Genomic DNA, 21,555 nt, shown 5'->3' with positions numbered 1-21,555 from the left:
CACCTCAGTGCGCCACTCCCTCAACCGCAGGAAATCCCAACCTGAACACTGTCATCGCCCCCGGCAAGCTCTTCACCTCGGCCACTCCCTGATGCAGGCTCATGATCGATCGCACAATCGCCAACCCCAGCCCGGTGCTGCCTTGTGAACGCGAGCGGCTGCTGTCGACCCGGTAGAACCGATCAAACAGGTGCGGTAGATGCTGCGCCTCAATCCCTGCGCCAGGGTTGCTGACCAACAATGAAACCTGGGTCGCGCCGCGCTCAATCAGCAGCGTCACGGTTTGCCCGACCGGGCAGTGGCGCAGCGCGTTGGACAGCAAATTCGAGATCGCCCGTTGAATCATCAGCCGGTCACCCATCACCCGCGCGCTGCCGACCACGTTCAGATGGATCTGCTTGTCCTGCGCCGACAGGGAAAACATCTCGGCGACTTTCCAGGCTTCTTCTTCCAGGGCAATCGACTCGAACGGCGCGAGCGCCGACGGGTGAGTGACCTGTGCCAGAAACAGCATGTCCGAGACAATGCGCGCCACGCGCTCCAGCTCTTCAGTGCAGCAAACCAGCACATCCTTGTACTCATCCACGCTGCGTTCGCGGGACAACGTCACCTGTGCCTTGCCCATCAAATTGTTGATCGGCGTACGCAACTCATGCGCCAAATCATCAGAGAACTGCGATAGCTGCTGCACGCCGGCGTCGAGGCGGTGCAGCATGAAGTTGATGCCCTGCGCCAGTTCGCTCAGCTCCTGGGGCATGTTCACCACCGACAGCCGATGAACCAGATCCTGGGTCGAGACCATCGCTGCCACTTTGCGAAATTCGCGCATCGGTGCCAGGCCGCGCTGGACCGCCCCCCAGGCACTCAGTCCGATAAAGATCAGCAGCAACGGTAAGGCAATCAGGGTCGAGCGCAGATAGGCGCTGAGCAGAGCCTCATCGTGGGCGTTGTCGATCGACAGCAGCACCGGAACGCGGGTGCCGTCCTTGAGGCTGATCAGCCTGGACGCCGTGAGGAATTTCGCCCCTTTGGCGTCAGTGCTGGTGGTGTAGGCCAACTCATCGCTGACTGCCCGCACCGCCTTCAATTCAAGTCGTGGATCGGCCATGCCGCTGCCGGATTTAAGCAGTGGTGCGCGCAGGTTGGCGTGGTCGTAAATCGTTAGCGTGAGGTTGTCATGCCCCATGACTTGATCAAGCAGGATGTGCGGTTTCGTGCTGATTTCGCGGGTGTCGGTGTACAGCGACAGGCTGTGTTCAACCTGCTCCATTTTCTTTTCCAGACTGTCCCTGGATAACGCGTTCAGCTCATGGGTCAGGGCGAAATACGCCAGGATCGCCAGGAACACCACCAGCAGCGCGCCGAGAATACTGACCGTCAGCCCCAGCCGCATCGACAGGCTGGCCGGCTTCATTCCCGCGACTCCAGCACGTAGCCGACACCGCGCAGGGTGTGGATCAATTTGTTGTCGAACGGGTCATCGATCTTCGCCCGTAAACGCCTGATCGACACTTCGACCACGTTGGTGTCGCAGTCGAAGTTCATGTCCCACACCAGCGAGATGATTTGGGTACGGGTCAGCACTTCGCCGGACTGGCGCATCAACAAATGCAGCAGGGCGAACTCCTTGGTGGTCAGGTCGATGCGCTGTTCGCCACGAAATGCACGATGACGGCAAGGGTCGAGTTCCAGGTCGGCGACTTTCAGTACCTGCGGCGCCGGGATGTTCTCGCTGCGGCGCATCAACGTGCGTACCCGTGCCAGCAATTCCGGAAACTCGAACGGCTTGAGCAGATAATCGTCGGCGCCCAGATCGAGGCCACGAATCTTGTCAGCCAGGCGACCGCGTGCGGTGAGCATCATCACCCGCGTGGAGTGAGTGCGCCGCAGTTGTTCCAGTACGCCCCAGCCGTCCAGTGCCGGCAGATTCACATCCAGAATGATCAAGTCATAAACCTGTTGTTGTGCCAGATGCAATCCATCGGCGCCATTGGCGGCGTGATCAACGATATAACCACTTTCCGTCAGTCCCTGATGTAAGTATTCGGCAGCTTTAAGCTCGTCCTCGACGACAAGGATTCGCATGATCAATCACCACGTTCATTGAATGGATATTTAATTAAGGTGGTCGGGAAAGTTATTGTTTTTGTAAGGGCTTCCGGACGGGTTTGAATAACGAACAACTATTTTCCTACAGTGTTTTCTCCGTTTGCAGGCGGGCAAGGTAAAGGCTGTAGTGACTACAGGGTCAACCGGTAACTCGGTATTGAGGCTTTAAAACAGCGGTCTGCGACAGCCTGTCGCAGAGGGCGGGAACAAAATTCCATCTGCCTCATGAGTGCTGAGCTGAGGCAAGTACTGTTCGGCGGATGAAGGTGCATCATTTGTTTCTTTGTATTGCTAGTTAGGTGTTTGCACTTTGCATGCTAGAGCAAAATAACAGGGCGCAACCGTGGATAACGGATTTGTAATGTTTCAGTCACCTTGTCGATAAGTTCAAAACTCTACCGTGGCAGTCTCGAAAACGCTTGATTAAAGGAAGTACTCCATTGCCCGGTTTAAGAGAACTGACGGCGCGCTCACGTCTGAAAAAAACTGCGTGGGTGGTCATGGTCGGCGGCGGTTTGTTGCTGGCCTGCGTGCCTCTCGCGAATGCATCGACCCTGACCCTCGATCAGGCCCTGCAAACCGCATTCGCCGGCAACCCGGATCTGGCAGCGGCGCAATGGGAAATCGGCATCGCCGAAGGTGACCGCCAGCAGGCCGGTCTGATCCCCAACCCCGAAGTATCATGGGAAGCCGAGGACACCCGCCGCGATTCGCGCACCACCACAGTGATGCTCAGCCAGCCGATTGAACTGGGCGGCAAGCGCCGCGCGCGGATAGATGTCGCCAGCCGCGCCCAGGACGCCGCCGGGATCGAACTGGAGCGCAAGCGCAATGCCTTGCGCGCCGATGTGATTCAGGCGTTCACCAGCGCCCAGACTGCGCAGCAACGCTTGCAGTTGTTTGGCCAGTCACTGCAACTGGCCGAGCACGGTTTGCGCGTGGCGTTGGGGCGGATCGAGGCGGGCAAGTCGTCGCCGGTCGAAGGTACACGTGCGCAAGTGCAGCGCGCTGAAGTGCGACTGGCACTGGGTCGCGCGCAGCGCGATCGGGCCAACGCCTATCAGCAACTGGCGCAGGTCATGGGCGCACCGTTACCGACTTCGACCACCGTGCAGACGGGCACGCAAAGCATGCCCGCCGTGCCGCCGCCGACCCGCTTGCTGGAGCGCTTGAACGAGACCGCCGAGCTGCGGTTGGCCACGTTGCAGATCGATCAGCGCCAGGCATCGTTGGGACTGGAGAAGGCGCAACGGATTCCCGACTTGACCGTGAGCATCGGCAGTCAGTACCGCGAACTGGAGCGCGAGCGGGTCAACGTGGTCGGGCTGTCGATGCCGATTCCGCTGTTCAACCGCAATCAGGGCAACGTGCTGGCGGCAGCACGCCGTACCGATCAGGCGCGGGATCTGCGCAATGCCACTGAGCTGCGCTTGCGCACCGAAATCCAGACCAGCCTTGAGCAATGGCAGACCGCCAACGGCGAAGTCCAGGCGTTCAACCAGACCATCCTGCCTGCCGCACAAAGTGCAGTGGACAGCGCCACGCGCGGCTTCGAAATGGGCAAGTTCGGTTTCCTCGACGTGCTCGACGCCCAGCGCACCCTGATCAGCGCCCGCACCCAATACATCCAGGCTGTTGCCGAGGCAACGGAGGCGCGGGTGCGCATCGAACGCATTTTCGGTGACCTCGGCACACTCGCCGTCAGCCCTTGAATTTCACCTTTCAGAACACTGCGCGATGACAGGGCGCAGAGGAGTTTCCATGGATAAAAAACTGATCGTTGGCGCGGTGGCGACGTTGGCGCTGGGCCTTGGTATTGGCTCGATGTGGGCGGGCAACGGGCCCATCGATGCCCACGCCGATGACGCGGCGGAGCATGCGGACCACGCCGAAGAAGGCGCTGCAGCCGACGGTGAACATGCCGAAGGCGAAGAGGGGCATTTGACGTTGAGTGCCGAGCAGATCGCGGCGGCGGGCATTCAACTGGCCGAAGCGCGGGCGCAAAGCATCCGCCTCGGTTTGTCGTTCCCCGGCGAAGTGCGCTTCGACGAAGACCGCACCGCTCACGTCGTACCGCGGGTACCAGGGGTGGTCGAGTCGGTGTCGGTCAATCTCGGACAGTGGGTGAAGAAGGGCCAACTGCTGGCGGTGATCGCCAGTCAGCAGATATCCGATCAGCGCAGCGAACAGGCTGCGGCGCAACGGCGCTTGGCCTTGGCGCGCACCACCTACGAGCGCGAGAAGCAGTTGTGGCAGGACAAGATTTCCGCCGAACAGGATTTGTTGCAGGCGCGTCAGGCGCTGGAAGAGGCCGAAATCGCCGTGAACAACGCCCGGCAAAAAATCAGTGTGCTCAGTGGCAGCGTGGTTGCCACCGGCGGCAATCGTTATGAACTGCGCGCGCCGTTCGACGGCATGGTGGTGGAAAAACACCTGACGCCAGGAGAGGTGGTCGACGAAACCACGGCGGCGTTCACGCTCTCGGACTTGTCGCGAGTGTGGGTGACCTTCGGCGTTTCGCCCAAGGATCTGAACAAAGTGCAAGTGGGCAAAGCGGTCACCGTCAGCGCCCCGGAACTCAATGCGCAAGTCGCGGGCACGGTGGCTTACGTCGGCAGTTTGCTCGGCGAACAGACCCGTACCGCCACCGTTCGCGTCACCTTGGAGAACCCTCAAGGTTCGTGGCGTCCTGGGTTGTTCGTCACCGCACGGGTCGCCACCGACAGCCGTCAGGCCAAAGTGGCGGTGCCGGAAGCTGCGATCCAGACCGTCGAGGACAAACCCACAGTGTTCGTGCGCATCGACGACGGCTTCGAGGCGCGGGCCGTGGAACTGGGCAGTCGTGCAGCGGGGCAGGTGGAAATTACGCAAGGGCTGGAGGCGGGTGCGCAAGTCGCTGCGGTCGGCAGCTTCGTTCTCAAGTCGGAACTGGGCAAGGCCTCGGCCGAGCACGCGCATTGAAGAAGCTCGTTGAAACGCCCACTAAAGATGCCCATCGATTCGCCCCCTCGACGAGAAGGTTCTCATGTTCGAACGCCTGATCCAGTTTGCCATCGAGCAGCGCATCATCGTGCTGCTCGCCGTTCTGCTCATGGCCGGCCTCGGGATCGCCAGTTATCAAAAACTGCCGATCGACGCCGTGCCCGACATCACCAACGTCCAGGTGCAAATCAACACCGGCGCCGCCGGCTTCTCGCCGCTGGAAACCGAGCAGCGCATCACCTTCCCGATTGAAACCGTCATGGCCGGTCTGCCGGCGCTGGAGCAGACCCGTTCGCTGTCGCGTTCGGGGCTGTCGCAAGTCACGGTGATTTTCAAGGACGGCACCGACCTGTTCTTCGCCCGGCAGTTGGTCAACGAGCGGCTGCAGATCGCCAAGGAGCAATTGCCCGAAGGCACCGAAGCGGCGATGGGGCCGATTTCCACAGGCCTCGGCGAGATCTTCCTGTGGACCGTGGAAGCCAGGGACGGGGCGCTCAAGGACGATGGCAGCGCTTACACGCCGACGGATTTGCGGGTGATTCAGGACTGGATCATCAAGCCGCAACTGCGCAACGTCCCTGGTGTGGCCGAGATCAACACCATCGGCGGCTTTGCCAAGGAATACCAGATCGCCCCTGATCCGAAACGGCTGGCAGCCTACAGGTTGACCCTCACTGACCTGATCACAGCGCTGGAGCGCAACAACGCCAACGTCGGCGCGGGGTCCATTGAGCGCAACGGCGAGCAGTTGCTGATTCGTGCGCCAGGGCAAGTGGCGAGCACCGAGGACATCGCCAACATCGTCATGGCCAACGTCGATGGCACGCCGATCCGGGTGAAGAACGTCGCCACCGTGGACATTGGCCGCGAACTGCGCAGCGGCGCGGCCACGGAAAACGGCCGCGAGGTGGTGCTCGGCACCGTGTTCATGCTGATCGGTGAAAACAGCCGCACCGTGTCCCAGGCCGTCGCCAGCAAACTGGAACAGATCAACCGTTCGCTGCCCAAAGGCGTGATCGCGGTGCCGGTGTACGACCGCACGCACCTGGTGGACAAAGCCATTGCCACGGTGAAAAAGAACCTGATCGAAGGCGCGATTCTGGTGATCGCGATTCTGTTTCTGTTCCTCGGCAACATCCGCGCGGCATTGATTACCGCGATGGTGATTCCGCTGTCGATGCTGTTTACCTTCACCGGCATGTACAGCAACAAGGTCAGCGCCAACCTGATGAGCCTGGGCGCACTCGACTTCGGCATCATCGTCGACGGCGCGGTGGTGATCGTCGAAAACACCCTGCGACGGCTGGCCCATGCGCAGCAGCATCACGGGCGTTTGCTGACCCGTTCGGAGCGTTTTCATGAAGTGTTTGCGGCGGCCAAAGAGGCTCGGCGACCGCTGATTTTTGGCCAGTTGATCATCATGGTTGTGTACCTGCCGATCTTCGCGCTGAGTGGCGTAGAAGGGAAAATGTTCCACCCGATGGCGTTCACCGTAGTCATCGCCTTGCTCGGCGCCATGCTGCTGTCGGTGACCTTTGTACCGGCCGCGATTGCGCTGTTCGTCACCGGCAAGGTCAAGGAATCAGAGGGCATGGTGATGCGCGGCGCGCGCCGGGTGTATGCGCCGGCGCTCGCGTGGGTGATGAGCCATCGCGCCGTGGCGGTGGGCGCGGCGTTGGGCGTGATTGTGCTCAGCGGCGTGCTGACCAGTCGCATGGGCAGCGAGTTCGTGCCGAGCCTCAGCGAGGGCGATTTTGCCTTGCAAGCGTTGCGCGTGCCGGGCACCAGCCTCACGCAATCGGTGGACATGCAGCAGCGTCTGGAAACCCTGATCCTCGGTAAAGTGCCGGAAGTCGAGCGCGTGTTTGCCCGCACCGGTACCGCGCAAATCGCCTCCGACCCTATGCCGCCGAACATCTCCGACAGCTACGTGATGCTCAAGCCAAAAGAGCAATGGCCGGACCCGGGCAAGTCCCGCGAAACCCTGATGGCGGAACTGCAACAGACCGCCGCGACGTTGCCAGGCAGTAACTATGAACTGTCGCAGCCGATTCAGTTGCGCTTCAACGAACTGATCTCCGGCGTGCGCAGCGACGTCGCGGTCAAAGTGTTCGGCGATGACATGGATGTGCTCAACGCCACCGCGTCGAAGATTGCCGCCGCCATGCAGAAGGTCAATGGCGCCTCCGAGGTCAAAGTCGAACAAACCACCGGCCTGCCGGTCCTGACCATCAACATCGACCGCGACAAGGCGGCGCGTTACGGGCTCAACGTCGGCGATGTGCAGGACACTATTGCCGTCGCAGTGGGGGGGCGTAAGGCCGGCACATTGTATGAAGGCGACCGGCGTTTCGACATGGTGGTGCGGTTGTCCGATGCCATGCGCAAGGACATCGAAGGTCTGTCGGCGCTGTTGATTCCGGTGCCGGCACCGCTCAATGGGGCGGCTGATCAGATTGGTTTCATTGCCTTGAAAGAAGTCGCCAGCCTTGATCTGGTGCTCGGGCCGAATCAGGTTAGCCGCGAAAACGGCAAGCGCCTGGTGATCGTCAGCGCCAACGTGCGGGGGCGCGATATCGGTTCGTTCGTCAAAGAGGCGGGCGAGGTAATCGAGCGAGAGGTGCAGGTGCCTGCGGGTTACTGGACCCGTTGGGGCGGGCAGTTCGAGCAACTGCAATCGGCGGCCAAGCGTCTGCAGATCGTGGTGCCGGTGGCGTTGCTGCTGGTGTTCGGGTTGCTGTTCATGATGTTCAACAATCTCAAGGACGGCTTGCTGGTGTTCACCGGGATTCCGTTTGCGTTGACCGGCGGGGTCATGGCGTTGTGGCTGCGGGACATTCCGCTGTCGATCTCGGCAGGCGTGGGCTTCATCGCGCTCTCGGGGGTAGCGGTGCTCAACGGGCTGGTGATGATCGCGTTCATCCGCAATCTGCGTGAGGAGGGGCGTTCGCTGTCTGATGCTATCAACGTAGGCGCGCTGACACGTCTGCGCCCGGTGTTGATGACCGCGCTGGTGGCGTCTCTGGGCTTTATTCCGATGGCGCTGGCGACGGGTACTGGCGCGGAAGTGCAGCGACCGTTGGCGACGGTGGTGATTGGCGGGATTCTGTCCTCGACCATCCTGACGCTGCTGATCTTGCCGGCGCTGTATCAGCTCGCCCATCGCCGGGACGAAGACGCAGACCCACCTAAATAGGTGATCCCCCTGTGGGCGCTAGCCTGCTCCCACAGTTTTTTTGGCACATGACGGATATGTAATTTGTGCGCCACCGTTATGAAAGGTTCGGATTGTTACCTTGATCCCGTCAGCTACTAAACGAGGAATCAAACATGAAATTCGCACAAGCCAGTGCCTTTACAGCCGCGTTGGTGATGTCTTCTCTGGCCATGGCTGAAGGCGGCGGCGATCGGACCTTCGAAAAAATGATGGTCGCCAATGATCGCTCCGTAGAGCTGTTCGTCGCCAAGGAACAAGCCCGCGATCCGGTCGTCGTCAATGAAAAGAAAGACGACAACACCAAAGACTTGTAAGCGCATCGCACTTGAACAAGCCCGTCATCGAGTCCCGATAGCGGGTTTTTTTTATGAGCCAGGATTGGAAGGAAATGAATATGAAAGTACTTAAGTCAATGACGTTCGCCAGTGTGCTGGCCATGTCTCTGAATGTGTTTGCCGGGGGGGGTGGTGACCGGACGTTCGAGCGGGCGCTGAGTGCCAATACCCAAGCCATGGAACAGTACGCGGCCGCCCAGGGCAAACCGGTGCCAGTGGTCAAGGACTACGAATACGGAATGAAGCTGGACGTGGTGAAAGTGGTGAGCATTGTGCGCCCGTCGGCTGCCTGTGCCGTAGTCCCCGCCGCCATGACCTACGAAGACTCCAAGGGTCAACTCAACACCATCAAATACACTGTGGCGGGGGATTGTCGCAACCGTGGCGGCTGACACCGCCCTGATGGCCAGGACCGGATACCCTTAGGCGCACATAAAAAAGGCGCCCCGAAGGACGCCAAAGATTCACCTCTTACCAAAGGAGCAAGGAGCTTCTAAAGGTGAATGTGTATCAACCGCTCGGTCAGAGAATCGCCAACGGGTACTCGACAATCACTCGCACTTCATCCAGATCCGATTCAAACGCCGTGGCGCGCGTCGTGGCCTGTCGCAAACGCAGCGACAGGTCTTTCATCGAACCACTCTGCACCACATATTTGACTTCGACATCACGCTCCCAGCGCTTCTGGTCGGTCAGGGGATTGCCGTCAGCGTCGCGCCGCATGTACACGGCGTTGGCGTTGGAGTAATCGGCGTCGGTGCCTCGGGCGTAACGCGTCATGAACGATAGCCCCGGCACCCCGTAAGTGGTCATGTCGAGGTCGTAGCGCACCATCCACGAACGTTCCTTTGGCGAGTTGAAGTCGCTGTACTGGATGGAGTTGTCGAGGAAGATCGAGTCGGATTGACGCAGGTAATCGAAGTCGTCATTGCCGTTGTTGCGCTGGTGCGAAAGAGCAACGGAGTGCGCTCCGAGTTTCACCCCGACCCGACCGCTCCAGATGTTGTTGTCGAACGTGCCGAGCAGTTGTTTGCCTTCGTCGACAGCCTTGTAATAGTTCAGGCCACCAAACAGCGACAGGTCATCCGACAGCGGATAGGTCCAGGCAGTGCCCGCGTAGTACTGATTCCAGGCATCCTTGAGGCGGCTGGAGTACAGGCTGAAACTGAGGTTCTTGTTCAGTGCATAGTCGCCGCCGCCGTAAGCGATCCAGGGCGAATTTACCGGGCCGGCATAAAACGTGGCGAAGTTCTCGCGCATGTCGCTGGACACGGGTTGGCTCATCGCATGCAACCGACCGCCCTGAACCGACAGACCCTCGATGCTGGTGTTGACCGCCGTCACACCGCGAAAGCTCTCCGGCAGCAATCGCGAGTCACCTGCCGCCACCACCGGGTTGGCCGGGAACACGTCACCGACCTTGACCACCGTATCGAAGGCTCGCACTTTGGCGGCGCCACCAACCTTGGTGTACTCATCCCGCGCCTCGCCAAAACGGTTGACTGGCAGCACATCAAACGAGCTACGGCCACCGTTGCGCCCGTCACCGGTGTCGAGCTTCAAGCCGATCATCGCAAACGCATCGACACCGACGCCGACGGTGCCTTGGGTAAACCCGGATTCGAATTTGCTGATCAGCGCATGGGCCCAGGCTTCGGAATAACCATTGCCGGTGGGGCTGGACTGGCCGTTGCGGTGATCACGGTTGAAGTAGAGATTTCGGTTGAGCACCGTCAGGCTGCTGCCCTCGATAAACCCTTCGGCTTTATCATCCGCCATCACCATGGACGGCCCGGAACAGACCACCACCGCTAAAGCGGCCATCGATATTTTTTTATTGTTAACCATCAATCACTCCTTGGGTTCGCCAGAACGGGAACGTGCTTCGGCGTGGGTTTTATTGTTCGGCGCAGAAGGCACGCCGGCATGGTCCCGTGTGACATCGTTGCACGCTGCGGATAACGCCAAGGTGATGCGAAAATTACAATTTCGTTATGTGGGTGGAGTAAAAGCCCTAAGCATTCAGGTCAGGGTTGCGAGCTGATCGATCGTCTGCCAAAAGTGCTCAACCAGATACATCGCGAACACCGACCTGGAGAGATTGAGCGGGTTACAGCGGGGAGGAACCTGCGATTTATCATTCGCTCTCAGGCCTACAACTGTAAGGGGCCGGCAAATACACCTGGCCGACCTCTACATACCAAGACCCAGGGATGCCGAAAGTCCGGATGTATGAGTGCAATCTCTACCATTGAGCCATCACCGATTGAAAGCTTGGCAACCCGGGGGCGTCCATGTGTGTGCGGGGGGTGGCAGGTGACTGCCGTCCCTACCGCGACCGGTGGTCGAAAATTCTATCCGCTGGAAACCATGTTGCGCATTCATCTGCTGCAACACTGGCCCTCCCTGAGCGACCCGACGATGGAAGCGCTGTATGAAATCACGGCAATGCGCCAGTTCGCACGCCTGACCCTCAGCGCGCCTATCTCCGAAGACACCACGATCATGACCTTCCGGCACCTGCTGAAAATACATAAGTTGGCCCATGCGATCTTCACCATCATCAATGGTTATTTGCAGGAAAAAGGCTTCTCCCTAGGTCAGGTGTGTTAACGTTCTGACCGGTTTCAAGCATTTTTTCTCCTGTTTGACCGGATCGAACGCTGCCTTCCAGCGTTTTCTCGAGAACCCTCGCTTCATTGGTGGCCTGCCCACCCCCGGCCTTCTGTTTCACCGACAGATGCAGCCTTCATCACATTGCGCCATCGGTTAAGCCGTTTTTAGTGCGCATCACTCAGAGCTTGATGGCCCGACCGATACCGGTACGAGCGTCACTCTTTTCCGCGCTCAGTCGTCGCTAGGGCCAAGATCCCGCGTGCGATGAAGCGCCTGAAGAAAGGAGTCTTTATGACTTTTAGAGTTGCCATTCTTGGCGCCGGCCCTAGCGGCTTGGCACAGTTACGTGCTTTCGAAGCCGTCCGTTGCGACGACGCTGAATCCCCCGAGATCGTTTGCTACGAAAAGCAGAGTGACTGGGGCGGTCTGTGGAATTACACCTGGCGCACCGGGTTGGATCTGTATGGCGAGCCCGTCCACGGCAGCATGTACCGGTATCTCTGGTCAAACGGCCCCAAGGAATGTTTGGAGTTCGCCAATTACAGCTTCGAAGAACACTTCGGCCGGCCAATTCCTTCCTACCCGCCACGCGCCGTGTTGCGTGACTACATCATCGGCCGCGCAGCTAAAAGCAACGTGCGCCAACACATACGCTTCAATACAGCGGTGCATTGGGTTGCCTATGACGAGAGCACCGGCAAGTTCACAGTCACCGTGCGCGACCTCAAGCAAGATCAACTGATCACCGAAGAATTTGATCACGTCATTGTCGCCACTGGGCACTTTTCGACCCCCAACGCTCCTTACTTCGAAGGCTTGGAGCAGTTCCCCGGTCGCGTATTGCACGCACATGATTTCCGCGATGCGTGCGAGTTTCAAGGCAAAAATTTGCTGTTGGTTGGCAGCAGTTACTCGGCAGAAGACATTGGCACGCAGTGCCACAAGTACGGTGCCAAGACGGTTACTTTCAGCTATCGCACCAAGCCTATGGGCTTTGATTGGCCAGAATCCTTTGCCGAAGTACCGTTGCTCACCCGTGTGGTCGGCAAGACCGCGCATTTTAAGGATGGCACCAGCAAAGAGGTCGACGCGATCATCTTGTGCACCGGGTATCGGCATCACTTCCCGTTCCTGCCCAACGAGCTGACGCTGACCACACGCAACCGGCTCTACCCCGAAGGTTTGTACAAAGGCATAGTGTCTTTGGCCAATCCGAAGCTAATGTTCCTCGGCATGCAGGACCAGTACTACACCTTCAACATGTTCGATGCCCAGGCTTGGTATGCCCGCGACATTATGCTTGGCCGTATCAAGCTGCCAGCGGAACAAGTCATGGCCAGCGACACCCGTGAATGGGTGGCCCGCGAAGAGCAAGTGGCCGATCCTTTTGAAGCCATCGACTATCAGGCCGCCTACATACTCGATCTGCTTGAGCCGACCGATTACCCGCCTTTCGATGTTCTCACCGTGGCTGATATTTTCAAGGAGTGGGAGCATCACAAAGCAGCGGACATCCTCGGTTACCGCAATAAAAGCTACCGCTCCGCGCTGACCGGCACCCTGGCTCCCGTGCATCACACATCGTGGATGGATGCGATGGACGATTCACTGGAAGCCTTCCTGCACGGCAAGCAATCGAAACCAGCAAAGGCATCTACATGAATGCGCCAAGCCTAAGTCAGGCTCGGTCGCGTTTCACCGCCAGCAGCATCCGCTGGGGTTTCATGTGGGCATTGTGGTGCGCTGTGCTTTGGGGGGCTTGGTATGTGCCAGGCTCCGCCGTTTGGTTCGAAGCGCCCTATGTAGATCTGAAGTACGACACCAATGCCGAGTTCTTGCTGGCGGCAGCGGTGTTGACCACCTTCAACGCCATTGCCGTGTTGTTCTTCCTGTTCGTTTGGAACGGGGTGCTGGGCAAGTGGGGCGAGTACGTTCGCACCATCAAACAGATGCGTTACATCTCTAAGTGGTTCTTCATCGGCGCCATTTTTGGCGGCCCGATGGCCATCTTTGGCTCGTATTTGGCGATCGGTTATATCGGCGGGGCCTTCGCGGCTATTTCCGCATTGATGTACCCCATCATCGGCGCAACGCTGGCCAGGTTCTGGTACCAGGAGAAAATCACCCGGCGCGCAGCCGTGGGTATTTTCATCATCTTGGCCGGCGGTGTGACGGTCTATGCACCCGGCATCATTGCTGAAATCACCGGCACCGGTGACACCGGCTGGCTGGGCTATTTAGGCGGTGCAATGGCTGCTGTTGGCTGGGGTGTAGAAGGCGCAATCGCCGGTCGCGGGCTCGATGTTGCCGATCCGGATGTAGGTATTACGGTGCGTTTTACCGCCGAAGTGCTGTATTGGGTCGCCCTGATTTTGCCGGCCATCTATTTGTTTACCGATCAACCGGTAGTCGAACTAGTGGTCGCCACATTCAATTGGGCCGCCATCGGCTGGCTGACGTTAGCAGGAGTGACTTTCGCCTTCTGCTACGTCTCTTGGTATAAGTCGTTCCCTCTGATTGGCGTCGGCCGCGGGCAAGCAATTGCTGCGCTGTATGGTTTGTTTGCGGTGATCTTCCTCGCCGCCTTCACGCTGAAGTTTCCCGAATGGAACTTCTTGGCTGGTTTGGTGCTGTTTGTGGCGGGCGGGTTTGTGATGTTCACCGAAAGTGATGAGGTGCTCGAAGTAGTACGCGCCGTATCAACTGACAGCAAAAAAACTAGCATCGCCGTAGATGCAGTTAACTCGTGATGATTGGAGCAGGCCATGAATAAGCTGCATATGAAGGGCCGCATTCTCCAGTTGATCAACGATCAGCAGGACGTCGGCATCTGGGACTGGCAAATCACCGATGCGCTGATGAGTGAATACGGTCTCAGCGGTGCCTACTGGCGCGGCAACACTCGCGTCACCCTGACAGACCTGTTCTCCAGCGGCATCATCGAAAGTGTTGAGGAGATGCTAGATGACCAAGCCTATTTTGGTGCCGGCCGAGTGCTGTTCAAGTTCAGGGTTAACGATTTTGGTCGCCAACGCATGCGCGACACTGCGCTGGCCTGATGGTTGTTGCCACTTACTATTATCATTAAGGAAGCACTATGTCTGATTTCTGGGGTTTTCCGGGGGCCGACATGCTCGCAGTCGCCCTTATTATCGTGCTTAGCAGCTTTGCGCTGTATCAGGCGCGGACTTTTGTGACGAAGCTGTAGTTTTGTATGGCGGCTGCTGCCACTTTCCGCGTCCTAACGTGGTGAATCGCCTCCGGGTTTCTAGACACGCACAAGCTTCGGAGATATGGAAGCGTCCGCCGAAGTCACCTTGCATGACTCAGGCAGATACCCACCGATGCCGCAGCAGTTGGTCGATCTCACTCGCCCGTTTGCCGCTGCGAAGTGATCCAGCAAACAACCAGTTAGAACGTCCAAGTGCCCACGGCCTGATCTGGTTTTCGACTGGATTGTTGTCTATGGGCACCGCCCCATCGACCAGGTAGCGCGTCAGCGCTACCCCGCGTTTAAGGCTGTAATCCAAGGCTTTGGCCGTTGCTGATCCGTTGGGCACAAGATCGCGCGGGGCCAACATCCAGTGGTGCAGTGCTTTGGCCAGCGGCGCTGCTTTTTCTTGCCGTATTTGACAGCGATCTTCGTCACTCATGTCTCGCACTTACCGCTCAACTTCGTACAAACCGCCAATCGAGTGCAACGCCTGTTCTGCCAACTGACTTTTATTCGCGGCATGCAGATCGAAAAACTTGCGGCGGGCGTGAGCCATGCAGCCGATTTCGATCATGCTTTTCTCGAACCCAGCGTTGTAACCAGCAAAGTCGTCGCACACCAGCTTGCCATTCCACGAGCCGAGGAAGTTAGCCCTGCGATTGGCAAACAGATAAGCACAGTGCGGCTTCGCCGCACCGAATACTGCGATCACTCTGGCCAGCGCAGTTTCGGTATGGTGAAGAAACTGTGAAGGCCTGACCGCAAAAACGGCACCCGAAGGTGCCGTTTCTGTTTACTGCCGAGTGTCGCTACACGATCAACCTGCCAGTACTGCCTGTTGAACCAGGACCAGCAACGGTTGTGGGTACAGGCCGAGGAAGAACGCCAGTGCGGCAATGGCCAGCAGCATCACGCCGCCTGCCTTCTGTTCCCAGTGCAGTTGCGCATCGTGGCGACGCAGGTTCGGCTCGATCAGGAACAGCGTGACCATGACGCGCAGGTAGTAGAAGACGCCGATGGCGCTGCCCAGTACCAGGGAACCAACCAGCCACCATTGGTGCGACTCGACACCGGTAGCGATGATGTAGAACTTGCCGATGAAGCCCGCGGTCAGCGGGATACCGGCCAGGGACAGCATCATCACGGTGAGTACGGCGGTCAGGTACGGACGGCGCCAGAACAGGCCGCGGTACTCGTACAGGGCATCCGCGTCACGGCCGTTGTACGGCGAGGACATCAGGGTGATCACACCGAACGCGCCGAGGCTGGTGATCACGTAGGTGACCAGGTACACGCCGATGGCTTCTACGGCCAGCCCCTTGCTGGCCACCAGGGCGATCAGCAGGTAACCGAAGTGAGCGATGGACGAGTAACCCAGCAGACGCTTGAGGTTGCTCTGGGTCAGTGCCAGCAGGTTACCGAACAGGATCGACGCAATGGCGATGATGGTCAGCACGTCGCTCAGGACACCACTGCTCGCCGCTGGCGAGATCTGGAACAGACGCACCATCACCGCAAACACAGCCACTTTCGAAGCGGTGGCCAGGAACGCGGCCACCGGTGCCGGAGCCCCTTCGTAAACGTCCGGGGTCCAGAGGTGGAACGGCACCAGCGACAGTTTGAACGCCAGGCCGACCAGCATCATGCCCAGGCCCAACTGAGCCAGCGAGCTTGGTAGGCCGGTGGCCGCGAGGGCCTGGCCGATGCCAGCGAAGCTCAGGCTGCCGGAGTCGGCATACAGCAAGGCCATACCGAACAACAGGAACGCGGAACCGGCGGCCGACAGCACCATGTACTTGATACCGGCTTCCAGCGAACGCTTGTTGAAGAAGGCGTAAGCCACCAGACCGTAGACCGGCACCGACAACAGTTCCAGACCGATGAACAACCCGGCCAAGTGTTGCGCGCTGACCAGCACCAGCCCGCCGAGGGCCGACATCAGAATCAGCAGGTACAGTTCTTCGCGGTTGCCTGGGTAACCCGAACCGCCATCGCCGAGGTAGGCGTGGGCGAGGGTGACACACGCGAGGGTGGCGACCAGGATCAGCGCCATGTACAAAAGGGCGAAGTTATCGACTTGCAGCAATGGGGTCACAGCCAGAGGCGCGACCTTCAGGGCAGGCAGGATCGACAGCAGCGCCAGGTTCAGACCCGCCACGGAAATCAGGAAGGTCTGCGAGTGGTTGCGGCGCCAGGCGATCGCCAGCATCACCACGATGATCGTGACGGTGGTGATCAACAGCGGCGCGAGCGCGATAAAGTGTTGAGTTGTGAATTCCATAGCGCTCTTACCGGGCCGAAGCGAGTTGAGTGAAGGCGGTGCTCAACCACTGCTGCACGCCATGCATCGTCGCGGCAGAAGTGTCGAGGAACGGCTGCGGGTACACGCCGAGGTAAATCAGCAGTACCGCCAGACCGACCACCATGATCAGTTCGCGAGCATCCATGCCATGCAACACCGCGTCCGACTTGGACGGGCCGAAGTAGGCACGGTGGATCATGATCAGCGAGTAGACCGAACCGAACACCAGGCCGGACGTCGCGATCGCGGTGATCCATGGTGCTGCGGCGAAAGTGCCCATCAGGATCAGGAACTCACCGACGAAGTTACCGGTACCCGGCAAGCCCAGGGACGCGGCGGCGAAGAACAGGCTGATGGCCGGCAGGTAAGCGATCTTCGACCACAAACCGCCCATCTGACGCATGTCACGGGTGTGGGTGCGTTCGTATAGCTGACCACTCAGGATAAAGAGTGCAGCGGCCGAAACACCGTGCGCCAGCATCTGCATCACCGCGCCCTGCAGCGCCAGTTGGCTGCCGGAGTAGATGCCGATCAACACGAAGCCCATGTGGGAAACGGAGGAGTAGGCGATCAGACGCTTGATGTCGGTTTGGGCGAAGGCCAGGAACGCACCGTAGAAGATCCCGATCAGACCCAGGGTCATGGCGAACGGCGCGAACTCGGCCGAGGCATTCGGGAACAGCGGCAGGGCGAAACGCAGCAGACCGTAAGCAGCCGTTTTCAACAAGATACCGGCCAGGTCGACCGAACCTGCTGTCGGCGCCTGGGCGTGAGCGTCAGGCAACCAGGAGTGGAACGGCACCACTGGCAGCTTCACTGCGAAGGCGATGAAGAAGCCGAGCATCAGGATGTACTCGGTGGTCAGCGACATCTTGGTTTTCAACAGGTCGGCGTAGTTGAAGGTAATCACGCCGGTGTCGTTGAAGTTGACCAGGACCAGACCCAGGATCGCCACCAACATGATCAGGCCGGACGCCTGAGTGAAGATGAAGAACTTGGTCGCCGCATAGATCCGGGTTTTCTTGCCGTCCGAAGAACTGTGACCCCAGAGCGCGATGAGGAAGTACATCGGCACCAGCATCATTTCCCAGAAGAAGAAGAACATGAACAGGTCGAGGGCGAGGAACACGCCGACGACACCGCCCAGGATCCACATCAGGTTCAAGTGGAAGAAGCCAACGTGACGCTGGATCTCTTTCCACGAGCAGAGTACCGAGAGGATACCCAGCAGACCGGTCAGCAGGATCATCAACAGCGACAGGCCGTCGAGGGCCAGGTGCACGCTGATGCCGAAGCGCTCGATCCAGATGTGCTTGAACTCAAGCGCCCAGACCGGATCGGCGCCAGGCGCCGGAGCAAATGAATAATTACCGTGGGCCCACAGCCAGAGGCCGAGTGCGAGTTCCAGGGTCATGGTCAACAGCGCAATCCAGCGGGGGAGGGTAGCGCCGAAGCGCTCACCCATCCAGCACAGCAGGCCGCCGATGAAGGGGATCAGGATTAGCCAAGGCAGAATCATGACGGGCTCAATTCCTTTCGCAAGTTCGCAAGGTTCATATCAGACCGCTACCAGCACGATGGCGCCGATGACCAGCACGGAGCCGGCTGCCATCGAGGCCGCGTACCAACGCAGTTGACCGGTTTCGGTACGGCTCAGGGCGGTGTGACCACCTTTGGCCATACGCGGGATCAGACCGATGGTCTGGTCAAGCGGGTCTTTGCGCAGTGCGTGGCTGATCGCAAGGTATGGCTTGACGAACAGTTTGTCGTAGATCCAGTCGAAGCCCCAGGCAGCGAACCACCAGGCCGAAAGGAAGCGGCCGATGCCGCTGTTGGCGATTGCAGTGACCAAACGACGCTTGCCGAGGAACAGCAGCGCGGCCAGCAGGATACCCGCCAGGGCGATGGCGCCCGAGGCGATTTCCAGACTGTGCTTGGCTTCGCCGCCGGCATGGCCGACGCTCTCCGGCAGCACGCCGTGCAGCGGTGGAACGATCATCGCGCCGACGAAGGTCGACAGAACGATCAGCACCGACAGTGGCAGCCAGTGAGCGATGCCGTGACCGGCGTGAGCTTCGGTCTGCGCTTCACCGTGAAACGCGATGAAGATCAGGCGGAAGGTGTACAGCGAGGTCATGAACGCGCCGACCAGGCCTGCGTACAGCAGACCGTGGTTGCCGCTGGCGAACGCTTCCCAGAGGATTTCGTCCTTGGAGTAGAAGCCTGCGGTGACCAGTGGCAGGGCCGACAGAGCCGCGCCGCCGACGATGAAGCTGGCGTAGGCCAGTGGCAGCTTCTTCCACAGACCGCCCATCTTGAAGATGTTCTGCTCGTGGTGGCAGGCAACGATCACCGCACCGGACGCAAGGAACAGCAGCGCCTTGAAGAAAGCGTGGGTCATCAGGTGGAAGATTGCGCCGTCCCACGCACCCACGCCCAAGGCCAGGAACATGTAGCCGATCTGGCTCATGGTCGAGTAGGCGAGGATACGTTTGATGTCGGTCTGAACCAGTGCGGCAAAACCGGCGAGTACCAGGGTCACACCGCCGACAACGCCAACCAGGTGCAGGATATCCGGCGCCAGGGCAAACAGACCGTGAGTACGGGCGATCAGGTAGACACCGGCGGTCACCATGGTTGCGGCGTGGATCAGTGCCGAAACCGGAGTAGGGCCGGCCATCGCGTCCGCCAGCCAGGTTTGCAGCGGCAGTTGCGCGGATTTACCGACAGCGCCGCCCAGCAGCATCAGGGTCGCCATGACCATCCAAAAGTCGCCGGCCTGGAATTTCTGTGGCGCCAGAACCAGCAGTTCCTGGATGTTCAGCGTGCCCAGTTGCGCGAACAGGATGAACAGGCCGATGGCCATGAACACGTCACCGATGCGGGTCACGACAAAGGCTTTCAGTGCCGCGTTACCGTTGTTGCGGTTGCTGTAGTAGAAACCGATCAACAGGTACGAGCACAAGCCCACGCCTTCCCAACCGAAGTACAGGAACAACAGGTTATCGCCCAGGATCAGAAACAGCATGCTGGCGATAAACAGGTTGGTGTAGGCGAAGAAACGCGAGTAACCGGCTTCACCGCGCATGTACCAGGACGCGAACAGGTGGATCAGGAAGCCGACGCCGACCACCACACCGAGCATGGTCAGGGACAGACCATCCAGGTACAGCGCGAAGTTCGGCGTAAAGCCTTCAACCGCCATCCACTGCCACAACACTTGCGTGTAGTGACCGCCTTCAGGTGGCGCAACGTTGAACTGCCAGATCACGTAAGCCGTGACGATGGCCGACAGGCCAATGGAGCCAACGCCGATCAACGCCGAAAGGTTTTCCGAGAAGCGGCCGCGTGAAAACGCCAGCAGCAGGAAACCTATGAGAGGGAATACGAAAGTCAGATAGAGAAGATTCATCCGCGCATCTCGCTGGCAGCGTCGATATCGAGAGTGTGGAAGCGGCGATACAGCTGCAACAGAATCGCCAGGCCAATACTGGCCTCGGCGGCTGCCAGGCTGATCACCAGGATGAACATGATCTGTCCATCCGGCTGCGCCCAGCGGCTACCGGCAACGATGAAGGCCAGTGCGGAGGCATTCATCATGACCTCCAGGCTCATCAGCACGAAGAGAATGTTGCGGCGGACCATCAGGCCGACCAGACCGAGGCAGAACAGGATGCCGGCGACGGCAAGACCATGCTCCATAGGGATAGCAGGCATCGTCATTGCTCCTTGGCTTCGTTGCGGCCCAAGTGGAACGCCGTGACGGCTGCGGCGAGCAGCAACATCGAGGCGAGTTCGACCACCAGCAGATAAGGACCGAACAAGCTGATGCCCACGGCCTTGGCGTCTATGGTGGTGTGGCCGATGGCCTGACCGCTGGAGTGGCTGAACAGCACGTACAGCAGTTCAACCAGCAGCAGGGTGCCGAGCGCGACCGGGCCGATCCAGATGCCGGGCTTGAGCCAGACGCGCTCTTGCTGAACCGAGGCCGGGCCCAGGTTCAGCATCATCACCACGAACACGAACAGCACCATGATGGCGCCAGCGTAGGCGATCACTTCCAGCACACCGGCGAACGGCGCGCCGAGGGCGAAAAACGTCATCGCCACGGCAATCAGCGAAATGATCAGGTAGAGCAGGGCGTGCACAGGGTTGGTGTTGGTGATCACGCGAAGCGTGGACACAACCGCGATACCCGATGCGAAATAGAAAGCGAATTCCATCTTTCTTCCTTAAGGCAGCAAGCTCTTCACGTTGATCGGTTCGGCTTCATTCTGCGCGGCGCCTTTGGGCTTACCGGCAATCGCCATACCTGCAACACGATAGAAGTTGTAATCAGGGTTTTTGCCGGGGCCGGAGATCAACAGATCTTCTTTCTCGTACACCAGGTCCTGACGTTTGAACTCGGCCATCTCGAAATCCGGTGTCAGCTGGATCGCGGTGGTCGGGCAGGCTTCCTCGCAGAGGCCGCAGAAAATGCAGCGCGAGAAGTTGATACGGAAAAACTCCGGGTACCAGCGACCGTCATCGGTTTCAGCTTTCTGCAGCGAGATGCAACCAACCGGGCAGGCCACGGCGCACAGGTTGCACGCTACACAACGCTCTTCGCCATCAGGGTCACGGGTCAGGACAATACGGCCACGGTAGCGCGGCGGCAGGTAGACCTGCTCTTCCGGGTACTGCAGCGTGTCACGCTTGCGGAAGGAATGGCCGAAGATCATCACCAGGCTGCGAAGCTGGGTGAAGAAGCCATGCACGATGTCAAAAATGTACTTCATGA

The 21,555-nt window shown here is 59.3% G+C and carries 17 protein-coding genes and 2 pseudogenes; 9 read left to right on the top strand and 10 right to left on the bottom strand.

The genetic code is table 11. The features are described 5' to 3' along the window. Window positions 1–4: 4 nt before the first annotated feature. A complete protein-coding gene (locus ACXPVS_RS09385) occupies window positions 5–1,414 on the bottom strand; it encodes a heavy metal sensor histidine kinase (protein WP_458509672.1) in 1,410 nt (469 codons plus the stop codon). Then, window positions 1,411–2,085, bottom strand: coding sequence for a heavy metal response regulator transcription factor (locus tag ACXPVS_RS09380; RefSeq protein ID WP_458509671.1), 675 nt, complete (start codon window positions 2,083–2,085; stop codon window positions 1,411–1,413). The genes ACXPVS_RS09385 and ACXPVS_RS09380 overlap by 4 nt, the downstream gene beginning before the upstream one ends. 464 nt (window positions 2,086–2,549) lie before the next feature. On the opposite strand from ACXPVS_RS09380, the gene ACXPVS_RS09375 reads away from it, so the two are divergent. From ACXPVS_RS09375 to ACXPVS_RS09355, 5 genes are all read left to right on the top strand, one after another. Further along, complete coding sequence (locus ACXPVS_RS09375; protein ID WP_458509670.1) at window positions 2,550–3,821, top strand: TolC family protein; 1,272 nt, start codon at window positions 2,550–2,552, stop codon at window positions 3,819–3,821. A 49-nt stretch (window positions 3,822–3,870) separates the two neighbouring features. After that, the gene (locus ACXPVS_RS09370; RefSeq protein ID WP_458509669.1) at window positions 3,871–5,070 is read left to right on the top strand and encodes an efflux RND transporter periplasmic adaptor subunit; all 1,200 of its coding nucleotides are present in this window, start codon (window positions 3,871–3,873) and stop codon (window positions 5,068–5,070) included. 64 nt (window positions 5,071–5,134) lie between these two features. Further along, on the top strand, window positions 5,135–8,287 hold the full coding sequence (locus tag ACXPVS_RS09365) for a CusA/CzcA family heavy metal efflux RND transporter (RefSeq protein ID WP_458509668.1): 3,153 nt from the start codon (window positions 5,135–5,137) through the stop codon (window positions 8,285–8,287). 134 nt (window positions 8,288–8,421) lie between these two features. Further along, entirely contained in the window at window positions 8,422–8,622 is a 201-nt protein-coding gene (locus ACXPVS_RS09360) for a co-regulatory protein PtrA N-terminal domain-containing protein (protein ID WP_458509667.1), read from the top strand. Window positions 8,623–8,702: 80 nt separating this feature from the next. Continuing rightward, entirely contained in the window at window positions 8,703–9,035 is a 333-nt protein-coding gene (locus ACXPVS_RS09355; protein WP_458509666.1) for a DUF2790 domain-containing protein, read from the top strand. A 130-nt stretch (window positions 9,036–9,165) separates the two neighbouring features. On the opposite strand, the gene ACXPVS_RS09350 is transcribed toward ACXPVS_RS09355, so the two are convergent. Further along, the gene (locus ACXPVS_RS09350) at window positions 9,166–10,491 is read right to left on the bottom strand and encodes an OprD family porin (RefSeq protein ID WP_458509665.1); all 1,326 of its coding nucleotides are present in this window, start codon (window positions 10,489–10,491) and stop codon (window positions 9,166–9,168) included. A 480-nt stretch (window positions 10,492–10,971) separates the two neighbouring features. Between ACXPVS_RS09350 and ACXPVS_RS09345 the strand changes: the two are divergent. The 4 genes and pseudogenes from ACXPVS_RS09345 to ACXPVS_RS09330 form a co-directional block, all read left to right on the top strand. Beyond that, window positions 10,972–11,247: pseudogene (locus ACXPVS_RS09345) on the top strand (transposase); the annotation flags it as partial. A 303-nt stretch (window positions 11,248–11,550) separates the two neighbouring features. Beyond that, window positions 11,551–12,921 (top strand): flavin-containing monooxygenase, encoded by a 1,371-nt coding sequence (locus tag ACXPVS_RS09340; protein ID WP_458509664.1) that lies wholly within the window; start codon window positions 11,551–11,553, stop codon window positions 12,919–12,921. Further along, window positions 12,918–14,009 (top strand): hypothetical protein, encoded by a 1,092-nt coding sequence (locus tag ACXPVS_RS09335; RefSeq protein ID WP_458509663.1) that lies wholly within the window; start codon window positions 12,918–12,920, stop codon window positions 14,007–14,009. Before ACXPVS_RS09340 ends, ACXPVS_RS09335 begins: the two co-directional genes overlap by 4 nt. 15 nt (window positions 14,010–14,024) lie before the next feature. After that, window positions 14,025–14,318, top strand: a complete 294-nt coding sequence (locus ACXPVS_RS09330) for a hypothetical protein (RefSeq protein ID WP_458509662.1) — start codon at window positions 14,025–14,027, stop codon at window positions 14,316–14,318. Window positions 14,319–14,585: 267 nt separating this feature from the next. Here ACXPVS_RS09330 and ACXPVS_RS09325 read toward each other — a convergent pair. The 7 genes and pseudogenes from ACXPVS_RS09325 to nuoI form a co-directional block, all read right to left on the bottom strand. After that, a pseudogene (locus tag ACXPVS_RS09325) lies at window positions 14,586–15,227 on the bottom strand (IS66 family transposase); the annotation flags it as partial. A 63-nt stretch (window positions 15,228–15,290) separates the two neighbouring features. Next, window positions 15,291–16,754, bottom strand: coding sequence for an NADH-quinone oxidoreductase subunit NuoN (gene nuoN, locus ACXPVS_RS09320; RefSeq protein WP_458509661.1), 1,464 nt, complete (start codon window positions 16,752–16,754; stop codon window positions 15,291–15,293). A gap of 7 nt (window positions 16,755–16,761) precedes the next feature. Further along, window positions 16,762–18,294 (bottom strand): NADH-quinone oxidoreductase subunit M, encoded by a 1,533-nt coding sequence (gene nuoM / locus ACXPVS_RS09315; protein ID WP_458509660.1) that lies wholly within the window; start codon window positions 18,292–18,294, stop codon window positions 16,762–16,764. Window positions 18,295–18,333: 39 nt separating this feature from the next. After that, window positions 18,334–20,187: an NADH-quinone oxidoreductase subunit L gene (gene nuoL, locus ACXPVS_RS09310; protein WP_458509659.1), complete on the bottom strand. Its 1,854-nt coding sequence runs from the start codon at window positions 20,185–20,187 to the stop codon at window positions 18,334–18,336. Next, on the bottom strand, window positions 20,184–20,492 hold the full coding sequence (nuoK, locus tag ACXPVS_RS09305; RefSeq protein WP_007946416.1) for an NADH-quinone oxidoreductase subunit NuoK: 309 nt from the start codon (window positions 20,490–20,492) through the stop codon (window positions 20,184–20,186). The genes nuoL and nuoK overlap by 4 nt, the downstream gene beginning before the upstream one ends. A gap of 2 nt (window positions 20,493–20,494) precedes the next feature. Next, a complete protein-coding gene (gene nuoJ, locus ACXPVS_RS09300) occupies window positions 20,495–20,998 on the bottom strand; it encodes an NADH-quinone oxidoreductase subunit J (protein ID WP_458509658.1) in 504 nt (167 codons plus the stop codon). A 9-nt stretch (window positions 20,999–21,007) separates the two neighbouring features. Then, the gene (gene nuoI / locus ACXPVS_RS09295) at window positions 21,008–21,553 is read right to left on the bottom strand and encodes an NADH-quinone oxidoreductase subunit NuoI (RefSeq protein ID WP_458509657.1); all 546 of its coding nucleotides are present in this window, start codon (window positions 21,551–21,553) and stop codon (window positions 21,008–21,010) included. Between the last annotated feature and the right edge of the window lie 2 nt (window positions 21,554–21,555).

It is taken from the genome of Pseudomonas sp. Ma2-10 (assembly GCF_054330215.1).
This window is presented reverse-complemented; position numbering and strand designations above follow the sequence as displayed.

Bases quoted from the DNA above. Each gene is read 5' to 3' on its own strand.
- ACXPVS_RS09350 (WP_458509665.1), bottom strand. From the start codon at position 10,491: ATGGTTAACAATAAAAAAATATCGATGGCCGCTTTAGCGGTGGTGGTC.
- ACXPVS_RS09380 (WP_458509671.1), bottom strand. From the start codon at position 2,085: ATGCGAATCCTTGTCGTCGAGGACGAGCTTAAAGCTGCCGAATACTTA.
- nuoJ (WP_458509658.1), bottom strand. From the start codon at position 20,998: ATGGAATTCGCTTTCTATTTCGCATCGGGTATCGCGGTTGTGTCCACG.
- ACXPVS_RS09385 (WP_458509672.1), bottom strand. From the start codon at position 1,414: ATGAAGCCGGCCAGCCTGTCGATGCGGCTGGGGCTGACGGTCAGTATT.
- nuoM (WP_458509660.1), bottom strand. From the start codon at position 18,294: ATGATTCTGCCTTGGCTAATCCTGATCCCCTTCATCGGCGGCCTGCTG.
- nuoK (WP_007946416.1), bottom strand. From the start codon at position 20,492: ATGCCTGCTATCCCTATGGAGCATGGTCTTGCCGTCGCCGGCATCCTG.
- ACXPVS_RS09340 (WP_458509664.1), top strand. From the start codon at position 11,551: ATGACTTTTAGAGTTGCCATTCTTGGCGCCGGCCCTAGCGGCTTGGCA.
- ACXPVS_RS09370 (WP_458509669.1), top strand. From the start codon at position 3,871: ATGGATAAAAAACTGATCGTTGGCGCGGTGGCGACGTTGGCGCTGGGC.
- nuoI (WP_458509657.1), bottom strand. From the start codon at position 21,553: ATGAAGTACATTTTTGACATCGTGCATGGCTTCTTCACCCAGCTTCGC.
- ACXPVS_RS09330 (WP_458509662.1), top strand. From the start codon at position 14,025: ATGAATAAGCTGCATATGAAGGGCCGCATTCTCCAGTTGATCAACGAT.
- ACXPVS_RS09365 (WP_458509668.1), top strand. From the start codon at position 5,135: ATGTTCGAACGCCTGATCCAGTTTGCCATCGAGCAGCGCATCATCGTG.
- ACXPVS_RS09355 (WP_458509666.1), top strand. From the start codon at position 8,703: ATGAAAGTACTTAAGTCAATGACGTTCGCCAGTGTGCTGGCCATGTCT.
- nuoN (WP_458509661.1), bottom strand. From the start codon at position 16,754: ATGGAATTCACAACTCAACACTTTATCGCGCTCGCGCCGCTGTTGATC.
- nuoL (WP_458509659.1), bottom strand. From the start codon at position 20,187: ATGAATCTTCTCTATCTGACTTTCGTATTCCCTCTCATAGGTTTCCTG.
- ACXPVS_RS09335 (WP_458509663.1), top strand. From the start codon at position 12,918: ATGAATGCGCCAAGCCTAAGTCAGGCTCGGTCGCGTTTCACCGCCAGC.
- ACXPVS_RS09360 (WP_458509667.1), top strand. From the start codon at position 8,422: ATGAAATTCGCACAAGCCAGTGCCTTTACAGCCGCGTTGGTGATGTCT.